The following is a 13,366-nucleotide window of genomic DNA, read 5'->3' as shown; positions in this document are numbered from 1 at the left end:
TATACTTTATTTGTAATCAGTCCAAATAAAAAACTATATTATCCCATATAAAGACCCGGCTTTCGACCCCAATTGATCAACTCTAGCTTCTACTTTAGGGTCTTTAATAAGTTCAGGCGCATGATGTGGCTTTTTCCTGGCGTCGATTATTATCGGACCACGACAGCCCCAGTGTTTATACTCCGTAAAACTACCAACACCGTAAATATCGTGCGACGGATTGCTCCTCGTAAAAGTAGTCCACACAAAATTATTAATGTTTGCCGCCACAAAGTCAGCATCATCACAAAGAACAATCAACCCTACACCTTTTAATAAATCTATATTCTCTTCTAAAATCGTTGTATATGCTTTTAGACGTGCTTGTTCTTCAGAATATCCATCAAAACGTGGAGACTCGACAGCTACCACGCCCGGCAATACCAACTTAAAATGACTAAAGTCGCGAACTGACGGAAAAGTAGAGGGGTATTCAGTTACTAAGTCTCTTTTTTTATCGCCTACACCAGCTATCACAACCTTCGAACCTGAATTAAGACCTTCACCCGTATAGTCGAGCGTGTCAATAGTAGTTTTAGTTTGGAAATGCAAGTCCCTGGTCGGATCAATCCTTTCCAATATATGTGTCAAAAAAGCAGGGATATCGTGAATATCCAGATGAGGGTTATCATCGTGAGATGAAATAAAAAGAAACTTCGCCAAACTCAGTTGGTTTTTTCCAAGGATTTGATTCGCTATCGTCAACGTCTCTTGGGGTATCTTATCTTTCAAGTAAGGGGTATATCTTTCACTCCCAATTGCAAAAAGTAGCGGATGTACTCCAGCAGCATCTACAGCGTGAACCGCATGGAGACCATCAATCTCTTGAGGAATAGCAGAACCTGTAATATCATGAATAAGTGCTCCGAAGCTGGTATCTTCCTGCGGAGGTCTTCCAACAACCGTAAAAGACCAGATCGCATTCTTCTTATGATATACATTGTGAACTTTCATAACCGGAAACGGATGTACCAAGCTATAATACCCAAGATGATCCCCAAAAGGCCCTTCAGGTTTGTTCTCGTTTGGGTACACAGTTCCTGTAATAACAAAATCAGCGTCTGCTGAGATACAAAAGCCCTCCTTGTCATAAAAATATCGAAACCTTCGATTGCCCAAAGCTCCTGCGAATGCCAATTCAGGTAACCCTTCTGGCAATGGCATGACCGCTGCTAAAGGATGAGCAGGTGGCCCGCCAACAAAAATGCTGACTTTTAAGGGTTTCCCCAATTGGTTTGCTTTGGTTTGATGAATCCCAATACCTCGATGCAATTGATAATGCAGACCAACCTCCCGATTGAACTGATAGTCATTTCCACTAAGTTGGATCCGATACATCCCCATATTCGCTTTCATCGGGCCAGGTTTCTCAATATCCTCGGTATATACTTGTGGCATTGTTATAAAGGCTCCACCATCATCAGGCCAGTTAACGATTTGTGGAAGCTCGTCTATCCGGGCTCTTCCAAACATAATCGGTGGGTTCGATCTCGACTTCAACGGAAGAGCACCAAACCCTACACCTAAAGATTTAACAGATTTGATAGGTGATTTAAGCCCTTTTAAAGGATTTGACCGTAATTCAACCAGACGCTTCACATGATCCAACGTATCTCTAAAAATAAAACGTGAACGATCTAACGTACCAAACAGATTGGATACAGCCGGAAATTTACTATTCTTAATATTCTCGAAGTAAAGTGCAGGCCCTTGATTCTCGTAAACTCGAAGGTGAATGGCGGCCATTTCTAAATAAGGGTCAACCTCTTCTTTAATTCTGATTAGGTGACCATTGCGTTCCAAATCACTTACACATTCTTCAAAGGTTTTGTATCCCATATTATTAAATATGGGATAAAGATAACTTAAATAAGAACTGGAATGAAACTATATCCGAGAAGTTTTCACACCGAATCTTTCTAAGAAGGATATACCCTCATCTTCAATTAACCCCTTGTATTCAGCGTAAGAGTGTCGGTAAAAAACATGAACAATACCTGCCGAGAAAATAAATCTAGCACATGGCAGACAAGGTGACAAAGTTGTATATAATGTAGCACCCTCCAGATCCGCCCCATTTTTAACGGCGTAAAGGATAGCATTTTGCTCCGCGTGTAATGCCAAAGAACAACTCCCCTTGCTATCTCTCGCGCAGCCTTCGCCCGGCCACTCTTCATCACAGTTATGCGTTCCCGACGGGGGACCATTATAGCCTATAGATATAATACGAGTGTCTTTAGAAAGTACTGCTCCAACCTGCGCTCTGATGCAATGTGACCTTTTCGAAAGCTCCTCCGCAAGGTTCATAAAAATTTCATCAAAACTTGGTTTAGCCATTCTTAATAACGTCCAAAAGTAAAAACTAAGCTGAAAAATACGCCCGTGTTTTCTTCCCTTCTACCCAATTCATAAAAGCTCTGTTCACAACTTTATTACCTCCAGGGGTTGGGTACTCTCCAGAAAAATACCAATCCCCTTTATGGTCAGGACATGCTAAATGCAAATTATCCAGCGTCTGATAAATAACCTCAACTTTAGCATTAATATCGTGAGGCGTAATGATACGGGCTATCTCTTCAGAAATCTCATCGTAAGTAAAAGGATCATAAATCTCCTTCACATGATTGACCACTTTTTCTTTTTCTTGATTTAGGGAGAGTATGCACTTATGATAAACCTCTTCAATTATATTCGCCATACCTCGCTGTCTTAACAATGAGATAGCCGCTTCAAATGCCACAAACTCGCCCATTTTTGACATGTCAATCCCATAGCAATCGGGATATCTGATCTGTGGGGCGGAAGAAACAATGATGATTTTTTTTGGCGACAAACGATCAAGAATCTTCAATATACTCTGCTTTAGCGTGGTACCGCGAACAATCGAGTCATCAATTGCTACAATCGTGTCTTCATTTGGCTTAACGACCTCATAGGTTGTATCATAGACATGCGCGACCATATCTTGCCGATCGGCATCCTGCGTGATAAATGTGCGAAGTTTCGCATCTTTTATGACCAATTTTTCGAAACGAGGTGAGATATTTAACATCTCACTCATTTCCTCGTCAGAAATCTTATCTGCGCGCCGTAAAAGTTTCCGACCCTGCAGTTCCTTTACATATTTATTGATCCCTTCATGCAAACCAAAATAAGCAATTTCAGCCGTATTGGGAATAAACGCAAAAACGGTCTTCTTAATATTATAATCAATTGACTTAAGAACAGAATCACATAACAATTGACCTAACATTTTCCGTTCTTTGTATATACTCGCGTCACTTCCTCTTGAAAAATATATCCGTTCGAAAGAACATGCTTTTTTCTCAAGGGGAGCAATAAACTGTTCTAAGCTCACCTGCCCATTTCGTTTTATAATTAAAGCATGCCCTGGGTCGATCTCTCTAATTTCCTCAATCGGCACATTAAATGCAGTCTGGATTGCTGGTCTTTCAGAAGTAACCACAACAACTTCATCATCCTGATAATAAAATGCAGGTCTGATACCAGCTGGGTCTCGCATGACAAATGCATCACCATGACCAAAGATTCCATTGATAGCATAGCCGCCATCCCATGTTTTAGCAGATCGTCTCAAGATATTAGCAACATCGAGGTTTTGTGCTATCAATTCACTGATCTCAACATTTGAATAACCCTGCTTTTTAAATTGATCGAATAAAACATTATTCTCTGTATCCAAAAAATGACCTATTTTCTCTAATACAGTCACCGTGTCCACCTGCTCTTTCGGGTGTTGCCCCAGTTCAAACAATTGCTCCAACAATTCATCGACATTGGTCATATTAAAATTACCGGCAATAACGAGATTTCTGGTTTTCCAATTGTTCTGACGCAAAAAGGGGTGGCAATTTTCCAGGCTATTATTGCTCTGAGTTGAATACCGCAAATGCCCCATCAAGACCTCACCGGTAAAACTCATGTTTTCTTTTAACCATTTCGCATCCAAAAAATTCTCCGGATTCGTTTTTTGTATGGCTCCAAACTTCGATTGCACATGCTCAAATATTTCAGAAATTGCATTCTTCCCCAGTGCCCTATACCTACTGATGTATCTATAACCAGGTTTGACATCCAGTTTAATCGTCGCAATCCCCGCTCCGTCTTGACCTCTATTGTGCTGCTTCTCCATTAAAAGATAAAGCTTATTCAGACCGTAAAGAGACGTTCCGTATTTTTCTTGGTAATATGATAATGGTTTTAGAAGGCGGATTAGTGCGATACCGCACTCGTGTTTGATTGAGTCACTCATAGCATCAATTGAAATGCAAAATTAAGTATTTATTAACGCCTAGAAAAGTATTATTTTATAACAAAGTTTAAAAAAGAAAAAGGGCCACCTCAAACGCATGAGATGGCCCTTTCCTTATCTTTTCAGATTTCTACTGAATACCCAACTTTGTTTTAACCAAAGCGGTGATATCTTCCCCACCTTCAAAATACACAAGGGCTTGATTTTGCGTGTCAAAAACATAGGCATAACCTTGTTCTTTAGCCACTGCAGCAATAGCTGCTTGCGCTTTAGCTAAAATCGGCTTATACAATTCCTCTCTTTTCTGAGCAAGCTCTTGTTGCGCTTTTTGATCTAGTTCGCCTATCCGTTGTTCGATAGTTTGAATCTCTTGATTCAACCCTTCCAACTCCTTACCTAAAACTTCTTGGTTCTCCTCTGTCAATGTTTTATATTTTTCCTGAAAAGTTGCAATCTTAGCTTGGCGCTCTTTATCAACAGCTTCAAGTTCACCTAACTTAGTCTTACGAAAAGCCTCAAATGATTCGTCTGCTGTTTTCACCTCCGGCATTGCCTGTAAAACCTCTCCTGAGTTAATATGCGCCACTTTCTGCTGGGCACTAACTGCTCCTATCGTACAAAAAAATACGGCAACTATAGCTATTGCTTTTACTACGTTTTTCATTTTCAATTGTTCTGTTTTTTTTTTGAGTTTACTTGTTTTGTTTATTGTATTTTTATTGCGATTAATAACCTAGTTCTTTAATCACAGCTTCACTGCGATCCAATTTCGGATTCGAATATAAGAAAGTCTCCGTTCCTTTATCCAAAATAATATCCAAACCTTCTTTTTCAGCAATTGCCTGTACAGCTTTTTCCACACGAGTTTCAATCGGCTTCAAAAGTCGTTCGCGCTCTTTGAACAGATCACCCTCAAAACCAAACCGAGTGCGTTGTAGCTCTTTTGCCTCTCGCTCTTTATTAACAATCATATCTTCCCTACGTCTGCGCATTTGCTCATTCATATTCGCTTGGTCTTCCTGATATGCCTGATACATCTCTTCTATTTCTTCGTATTGAGCGTCTACTTCTTTTTGCCATTTAGAAGATAAATCATCTAACTGCTTAAGTGCAGCCGTATATTCAGGAATTCGTTGCAGAATAGATTCACTATCGACGTATGCAAATCGCTGAGCGAAAGTAAATGTCGAGAATGACATTAACAATACGATTAACCAGATTTTTTTATTTTTCATAGTTTATCCCTCTACTATAATTAGCTGTTGAAGCAAAAGTAATGCTATTTTTTCTAAATTCTTGTTAATAAATGTTAATAATATCCAAAGAGCACCCTCCCGATAGGTCATATTAATAAAAAGAAAACCGTGATGACATCTACTAATATGATGCCATCACGGTTTGTATGACAGGATTCTCAACTACCGATTAGTAGCCTGGATTTTGTTGCGATGCTAAACCTGGATTGGCTTTAATCTCAGAATCTGCAATCGGCAAAATAGTCTTATAAAAACTTCTATCAATCGTTTTCTCGCGGTGAGCTACGGGCACCCCTTGAAAATCATCGTTATAAGTGATCGACTTATTAAGGCGAATCTGGTCGAAAAAGCGGTGGCCTTCTGCAAACAATTCTTTGCTTCGCTCATTTAAAATCATATCAATTGTTATTGATCCGGAAGTTGCAGGAGCCAGACCAGGAGACCTTTTACGGATCTCGTTGAGGTATTCAGCAGCCTGACCTTTGTTGCTATGAAAAGCCGCTTCGGCAGCAATTAAATAAATTTCAGACAGACGGATCACCTTAATATTCACTGCAGTCGATGTAGCTTTACCGTCTCCATCCAGATTAACGCTACCACTGTATTTATAACAAGAGCCCAGATGGTCTTCCCCACTTTCATCATAGCTCATAACCCCCCAACGAACGTCAGCTTCATCTTGCCCCAACCGGTCAAGAAAGTAATCACTAGCCATAAACCAACCCATAGCACTGCTGGATCCATGCCCTAGTCTTCTCAAATAGAAACTCAAGGATGATGTCCCCAAATCGCCTTCGCTCGGATACATTGCCAATTCAAAAATAGACTCTGAGCCAAACTGCTGAGTCCAGGAAGAAACCCATTCATTATTTTCATAAAGCTTATATGGCCCTTCATTAATGATCTCCTGTGCAGCAGCAAGAGCAGCCGAATAATCATTCATATTCAAATAAACACGTGCTTGTATCGCCAGATTAGCATAATAATTCAGGTAACCGTTCGATTTCGCTTTGGACAGCAAAGGCTTCGCTGCTTTTAGATCTGCAATGATCTGTTGGTAGTTTTCTTCTACACTAGCACGCAGTGGTTGGGCAGAAGCATCTAATGGCTCAGTTACATTTGGAACACCGAATGCGGTCTTATCATCATTGTAAGCCTTGCCATACAACCGAACTAAGTCAAAATACATCAACGCCCTCGCCGTCAACGCTTGGCCCTTATAATCACTAAAATCGTGCTCTGTACCCTCAGCTTCTAAACGCTCAATGCTTGTCAGGAGACTATTTACTTGCGATATACAGTGGTAAATCTGAATCCAGAAACCAGAATAGCTACCGCTCGAGGGAGCGTGGTTAAACGTATAAAGCCCGTCGAGCCCCCGACCAGCAGAATAAATCGTCAAATCCCCTCCCTTAGCATCTCCATACATGATAAAATTACGCCCATAGTAATCAAAATCGGTCATCTTACGCATCAACCCATTGATCATTACACCGGCATCCGCCGGTGTTGCAATAGAAGTCTCAGAGTCTCCAGAATTACTAGGCTCGACATCCAAGAACCCTTTACATGAAGCAAAGGATGTCACAATAAGCCCAACTGCTAGAATATTAAATATTTTCATTTTCATACTGTTATTCATTAAAAGCTAAATTCGATACCAAAAGTATATGTTCTACCAAACGGTGTCTCCCAGCCGCGGGTACCGTATTGGTTCACCTCAGGATCTCCTATTTTATATTTTGAGAATGTTAACAGATTCGTACCATTGGCATACAATCTGACGTTTGACACCCCGATCTGATTAATCAAATGGCTTGGCAGATTATACGCTAAGGTTAAGTTTTTTAATCTCAAATAAGTAGCGTCAAACATCTGTCTGCTACTGTATTGAATAGCGTCTGTCAGGTCATTTCCATCTATTTTCGGCAAGCTACCACCCGTATTGGATGCCGTCCACATATTATCGTAGTAATCTTGTGAACGTATCCGCTCCCAGTAGTATCCGTCATCTGCTACGTCTCTGTTTGCACCATCATAAATATAGCCTCCAATTTTATAGTTAAAGTTAACAGCTAATGAAAAGTTCTTGTAAACTAAATCTGTATTAAAACCACCATATACGTCGGGAAGAGCACTGCCCAGAATAATATCATTGGCTTGACCGAAATCGTAGCTCGCACCGCGTCCATTGAATATAAAATCGCCATTGGGATTCTCAGGATCATTCACAAACCAAACATTCTTCCCATTTTCTGGATCTACACCTGCCCACTCGTAACCGTAAAAAGCTAGTACTGGCTCACCTTCACGATAGATATATTGCGCACGCCCATCTCCACCTGTTGGATCGTACCAAACAATATCCTGCGGCCCTTCACCTTCAGCACGATACAGCTTCGTCACTTTAGACTTAATGAAAGATCCATTGATACTGGCACTCCATCTGAAATCTTCGTTCCGTATAATATCACCACCAAGTTCCAATTCAATACCACGGTTGTTCATTTCTCCAACATTCTTCAACGTACTTCCAAAACCGGTAACTCTTGAAATTGGCACATTTTGAAGCAAATCCCTCGAATCACGATTAAAATACTCGACTGTACCATAAATACGCTGATCCAGCAAACCAAACTCCAATCCGAGGTTAAGCGTATAGTTAGTTTCCCATGTTAAATTCGCATCTGCAATGGTACTGATACCACCGCCGGCTTGTTCCATATATTTAGAAGTATATGAAGTCATCGACCGCCATCCATAATTTGAAGACGGCAAGGTTCCATTGACACCATAGGACGCCCTTAACCTCAAATCACTGAGATAGTCTACGTCTTGCAAAAATGCTTCCCGACTCAATCTCCACGATCCCGCTACAGACCAAAAGTTTCCCCAACGGGTGTCCGGACCGAGCCGAGATGAGCCATCGCGACGAAAAGAAGCTGAAGCCAGATACTTTTGATCATAATTATACTCAGCTCTCGATAGAACAGACATCATATTGCTGCCCCAATAGTATGCATTAGCGGTGGTTTCACCGGCTGTGGCTACCGTATGCAGGGCACTGGAAGGCAGGTCGGTACCCGATGCACGCTGATAATCGGTTTGATTTTTTTCCGCCTCAAAACCCACTAATAAATTCAATCCATGCAAACCAAACTGTTTATCATAGGTCAGTGTATTCGAAGACACTATTTTCTTCATATTTGTGCTCATTTCTGCAACTGAACCATTCGTATTCGAGCCACTATAATGAAGCGAACTATAGTAAATATGATCTTTTATTTCTGATTCATCATATGAAAAGACCGTTTTAAAATTAAGTTCGGGTAAGAGCTGAATGTTTAATGTTTCAATAGCTGACACCCTAAACGTCTGGGATGTATTCTCCCACTCCTTATCGTAGAAAATATTGTTTTGAGCGTAGCTTCCGTAACGGGCCATCCAAGGATCACCGGTCAAATAGTCAGTCGGCCAATACAATGGCCAAAGAAGGTTCCGCGTCTGCATAAAGTAATTTGAACTTGTATTTCGCGTATCGTTAAATCCTTCCTGATCTGTCTTAGCGATATTGATATTAGAAGTAAAATCAATAAAATCACCTATTTTTTGCGACAGATTTACTCTTCCCGTTATACGATCGAAAGCATTGACTTTAATCCGACTTTCGTCCTTACTGTATGAAAGTGATGAATAATATTTTGTATTGTCAGTTCCGCCACTCACGGAAAGGTCATTGGTCTGATACATTCCTGTACGGAATAATGCGTCATCCCAATCAAAATAACGACCTTCTCTATTCTCAATTCCATCAGTCATTCCAAGAATGTTTACATTATCGTATAGGCCAGTACCGTTGGTTTCAAAGTAGTAGCCATGCTGATTGAATTTATTATTTAACCTTCTCAATGCATCACTATTCGCCACATCATCGCTCTTTCCACCTGCAGTATTATAATCGTGAAACACCATATAAAGCATGTTCACTTGTTCCTGCACACCCGCCGCCTCGTGGTTATCCGTAGCCCATGAAGGTGTAAAGCCAACAGAAGATTTGAAGTTAATAGTCGGTTTCCCCAACTTTCCTTTCTTTGTGTTAATAAGAACAACACCATTAGCTGCTCTTGATCCGTATAACGAAGAAGCAGCTGCATCTTTTAAGACTGTAATCGATTCAATATCAGAGGGATTAATCGAATTCATAATATTGTTGGAGGTATAGATGTAATCTCCTAGCTGACCGCTACTACCGGAAACCACCGGCACTCCGTCGATCACATACAGAGGTTCATTCGACGCATTCATCGAACCAATACCACGGATCCGTATACTTGAAACCGAACCGGCCTGTCCTGACGAGTTGGTAATCTGCATACCCGGAACTTTTCCAATCAATGCACTCTCAAACGACGTATAGGGTGCATCTTTTATATCTTCCTGATTTACTGTTGAAGCCGAACCGGTAAAGGTCCCTCTTGTGGAGGTTCCGTAGGCAACGACAATAACATCTTCAAGAGCTTGGTCAGATACCTCCAGTACAATATTGATACTGTTTCTTCCATTTAAATTGACTTCCTGACTGTGATACCCTACGGAAGTTATTACGAGTACAGCGTCGGTGGCTACATCAGTCAACAAGAACCGGCCGTCCACATCGGTAGACAGTCCTTGCGTAGTTCCTTTCACCTGCACGCTTGCTACAATCGGATCACCATTAGCGGCCGTTACGGTTCCCGTAACTTGCGATTGAGCAAAAACATGAAGATAAAAAAAGAAACAAATAGTGAATAGTAAAAGTCTTTGCTTCATAGTTTAGATTAATTTTAACAAATGGGTGAGTATGCCATCCCCTGTCAATCCAGAGAATAAATCTAAAGTACGAAATTCTTCCGTTAACTAAATAGAAAATTGAAAAGAAATAAAACCTCAGCAGAATTTGGTGATGTATATTTGTAGACTTGTATGACACCCATTACGATTTTTCCTGGATTATTTGTCCATTATATCCGCATTTCCACCCAAAAAATGCGGATACAATGCGGATTGATTCCATTAAAAATCCATTAACGAGTAAAACAAAATATAAAGGAGGCTATCCCCAAAGATCAGCCTCCTTTAACTTTTTTATCAAGTATGGAAAATCAGATTTTTTTTAGTTTTCTAGAACCCGCCGATATTTTGTTGGATACTAAATGTAAAGTTTTGCTTCCAGTTATCTCGAATGCTGGCAGGTAATGGAATCGGATCAAAGGCATGACCATAGTCGATACCCAACATCCCGAAGATCGGCAGATATACCCTTGCTCCCACACCAATCGTTCTACGCACATTAAATGGATTAAAATCTTTAAAGTTATTCCAGGTATTACCCGCTTCAGCGAAAACCAATCCAAATACTGTCGCTTGATCGTTCAACATAATCGGGTGACGAAGCTCTAACTGATACTTCGTGTAAATTGGGCTACCCGAGTTAATTGCTGTATTTACATCAACACCTTCTGGAATCACATAACCGTTGGCATAACCACGCATGGCGATGATCTCAGAGCCCTGGATAAAATCAAAACCCTGCATCCCGTCACCACCCAGTTTAAAGCGTTCAAACGCAGGCTGACCGGTAGCACTGCTATAAGTTCCTAAGAAACCGAATTGTGCCTGTGCTTTTAATACCAATTTGCCTGATATTCGTTGGAACCACTGTGAATCGAACTTCCACTTATGATACTCGGTCCAACGATAGCGTTGAGCATCAGGGGCAGTTGCATAGTTCGTCTTATTCATCAGTGAATATGGTGGAGTCACTTGGATTGTAAATCTTAAATTCGTACCGGAAGTCGGATAAATCAACGCATCCAATGAGTTACGACTGATCTCTTGGGTCAGGTTAAAGTTATAAGAGGTTCCCGTTTCGAATAAATAATTTTGCCAATTCTGGAGCTTGTAACGCTGGAAATTAAGTGCATAGTTAATTCGGAAGAAATTGTCAGGCCATTTCAATCTCTTACCTAAACTCACAGATACCCCATCCATCTGGATTCTCTGCATATCCTCATCAGGTACCGTCTGCCTTCCGGTCCATGGGTTCCAACCATATGAAGAGGAGGATGTAAAAGCACTCAAGCCAAAATAAATTGGTTTCTTACCACCAAGCCAAGGTTCTGAAAATGAGAAACTATATGACTGGTATTGCTTACCGTTCGTTTGCCCACGTAAGCTCAGTTTCTGGCCGTCTCCTCTCGGCAATGGCTTCCAGGCACCCTTATCGAATAACTTCCGTGTCGAGAAATTATTAAAGGTCAGACCCAAGGTTCCGATAATCCGGTTCCCACCGAACCCACCAGATAGCTCGATCTGATCGGAAGGTTTCTCAACGACATTGTATTCCATATCTACCGTCCCTTCTAACGGGTTCGGGATTGGTACAGGATTGGTTTTAGTTTCATCAAAATTACCCAACTGCGCGATCTCTTGCACAGTTCGCATTACCAAATCTTTTGAAAATTTCTGTCCCGGTTTATTCGCGATTTCACGCAAGATCACGCGATCGTTTGTAACATCATTCCCTTTTACTGTCACCTTGCTAACAGTATATTGAGGCCCCTCATACATCCGCAACTCCAAATCAATGGTATCACCATATACTTTCGTTTGTACAGGGTCTACATTGAAGGTCAGATACCCATCGTTCATGTATAACGTAGAAACATCAGCTTCCGAACGCGACGGACCATATAGCTTTAACATTAACTTCTCTTCAGAAAATATATCACCTTTCCGAATTCCCAATATTTGATTTAATACAGTATCAGAATATTTTGCATTCCCCGACCAACTGATATTTCCAAAATAATATTGCTTGCCCTCGATAATTTCGATATCTATTTCAACATGTTTATTGCTGACTTGACGTACTGTATCAGAAATAAGATCAGCATCACGATAGCCTTCAGCATGAATTTTATCAACTAACGATTTTTTCGCTTCATCGTATTTTTCGTAGTTAAACTTACCAGGTCCCCAAAACCTCCACCATGTCCTTTGCTTCACCTTCTTCATAAACTTCCGGAGTTTTGCGTCTGAAAAGACCTCATTTCCCTCGAAATTAATCTTGTTGACCTTTACTTTCTTGTTACGATCTACATTTACGACCAAAATTTGATTGTTCGCTTCTGTAGAATCTTTCACCTGGGTCATTTCAATATCAGGGTACAGATAGCCTTTCTCTGCCAGATAACGTTTAATGGTATTTTCAGTTGTAGTCAACAGGTTTTCATTGATAATTTTATTGGCGCTACCGTCGACACGTTCTTGAATATCCGTGGTTTGTGATTTACTGAGCCCGTTGATCTCTATTCGCGTTAAGCGCGGACGTTCCACTACAACAATTTCAAAAAATATTTGATCTCCTTCGATGCGTTCAACGTTGATTGCGATATCATCAAACAGACCCTGTGCCCAGAGGTTCTTTATTGCGGTTGTAATGGCTTCTCCCGGAACCTCAATTCGATTCCCGACGTTCAAACGAGAGATTGTAATCAAAATATCATCTTCCAGATACTCGGTTCCGGTCACTTTAACACCGCCTATTATATATTCTTTGGGACGTAGATAACTAATATCCTCATTTTGGACTTGCTGTAAGAGGCTTCCGGAGGAATTGGTATTGGTCGGCATTTGGATCTGAGCGAGAGAAACTGTACTTCCCAGTAGTAATGAACAAAATATAATCAGTAGGTGCTTCATTTATATAATTTAACGCTGCTAATGTAGCGCAAACAGTTGTTAATTTTTGTTAAAA

Annotated in this window: 8 protein-coding genes; all 8 read right to left on the bottom strand. The window is 40.7% G+C overall.

Going from position 1 to position 13,366, the window contains the following annotated elements; all coding sequences use genetic code 11:
- Positions 1 to 33: 33 nt before the first annotated feature.
- The 8 genes from D3P12_RS05950 to bamA all read right to left on the bottom strand — a co-directional run bounded on the left by D3P12_RS05950 (position 34) and on the right by bamA (position 13,311).
- Positions 34 to 1,878, bottom strand: a complete 1,845-nt coding sequence (locus tag D3P12_RS05950) for a UbiD family decarboxylase (protein WP_118194121.1) — start codon at positions 1,876 to 1,878, stop codon at positions 34 to 36.
- A 48-nt stretch (positions 1,879 to 1,926) separates the two neighbouring features.
- Positions 1,927 to 2,376 carry a deoxycytidylate deaminase gene (locus D3P12_RS05945; RefSeq protein ID WP_118194120.1) on the bottom strand — a complete coding sequence of 150 codons (450 nt, stop codon included), beginning with the start codon at positions 2,374 to 2,376 and terminating at the stop codon, positions 1,927 to 1,929.
- A 25-nt stretch (positions 2,377 to 2,401) separates the two neighbouring features.
- Positions 2,402 to 4,312, bottom strand: a complete 1,911-nt coding sequence (locus tag D3P12_RS05940; RefSeq protein WP_118194119.1) for an amidophosphoribosyltransferase — start codon at positions 4,310 to 4,312, stop codon at positions 2,402 to 2,404.
- A gap of 130 nt (positions 4,313 to 4,442) precedes the next feature.
- Positions 4,443 to 4,976: an OmpH family outer membrane protein gene (locus D3P12_RS05935; RefSeq protein ID WP_118194118.1), complete on the bottom strand. Its 534-nt coding sequence runs from the start codon at positions 4,974 to 4,976 to the stop codon at positions 4,443 to 4,445.
- Between the two features lie 61 nt (positions 4,977 to 5,037).
- A complete protein-coding gene (locus D3P12_RS05930) occupies positions 5,038 to 5,547 on the bottom strand; it encodes an OmpH family outer membrane protein (RefSeq protein WP_205941063.1) in 510 nt (169 codons plus the stop codon).
- Positions 5,548 to 5,737: 190 nt separating this feature from the next.
- The gene (locus D3P12_RS05925; protein ID WP_245977401.1) at positions 5,738 to 7,192 is read right to left on the bottom strand and encodes a RagB/SusD family nutrient uptake outer membrane protein; all 1,455 of its coding nucleotides are present in this window, start codon (positions 7,190 to 7,192) and stop codon (positions 5,738 to 5,740) included.
- A gap of 17 nt (positions 7,193 to 7,209) precedes the next feature.
- Positions 7,210 to 10,377: a SusC/RagA family TonB-linked outer membrane protein gene (locus tag D3P12_RS05920; RefSeq protein ID WP_118194117.1), complete on the bottom strand. Its 3,168-nt coding sequence runs from the start codon at positions 10,375 to 10,377 to the stop codon at positions 7,210 to 7,212.
- A gap of 351 nt (positions 10,378 to 10,728) precedes the next feature.
- A complete protein-coding gene (gene bamA, locus D3P12_RS05910) occupies positions 10,729 to 13,311 on the bottom strand; it encodes an outer membrane protein assembly factor BamA (RefSeq protein ID WP_245977400.1) in 2,583 nt (860 codons plus the stop codon).
- Positions 13,312 to 13,366 lie beyond the last annotated feature (55 nt).

This window comes from Pedobacter indicus (assembly GCF_003449035.1).
GTDB lineage: Bacteria > Bacteroidota > Bacteroidia > Sphingobacteriales > Sphingobacteriaceae > Albibacterium > Albibacterium indicum.
The sequence above is the reverse complement of the archived record's forward strand: the minus strand, read 5'-3'. Positions and strand labels throughout refer to the sequence as shown.

Bases quoted from the DNA above. Each gene is read 5' to 3' on its own strand.
- D3P12_RS05935 (WP_118194118.1), bottom strand. From the start codon at position 4,976: ATGAAAAACGTAGTAAAAGCAATAGCTATAGTTGCCGTATTTTTTTGT.
- D3P12_RS05925 (WP_245977401.1), bottom strand. From the start codon at position 7,192: ATGAAAATATTTAATATTCTAGCAGTTGGGCTTATTGTGACATCCTTT.
- D3P12_RS05940 (WP_118194119.1), bottom strand. From the start codon at position 4,312: ATGAGTGACTCAATCAAACACGAGTGCGGTATCGCACTAATCCGCCTT.
- D3P12_RS05930 (WP_205941063.1), bottom strand. From the start codon at position 5,547: ATGAAAAATAAAAAAATCTGGTTAATCGTATTGTTAATGTCATTCTCG.
- D3P12_RS05920 (WP_118194117.1), bottom strand. From the start codon at position 10,377: ATGAAGCAAAGACTTTTACTATTCACTATTTGTTTCTTTTTTTATCTT.
- D3P12_RS05945 (WP_118194120.1), bottom strand. From the start codon at position 2,376: ATGGCTAAACCAAGTTTTGATGAAATTTTTATGAACCTTGCGGAGGAG.
- D3P12_RS05950 (WP_118194121.1), bottom strand. From the start codon at position 1,878: ATGGGATACAAAACCTTTGAAGAATGTGTAAGTGATTTGGAACGCAAT.
- bamA (WP_245977400.1), bottom strand. From the start codon at position 13,311: ATGAAGCACCTACTGATTATATTTTGTTCATTACTACTGGGAAGTACA.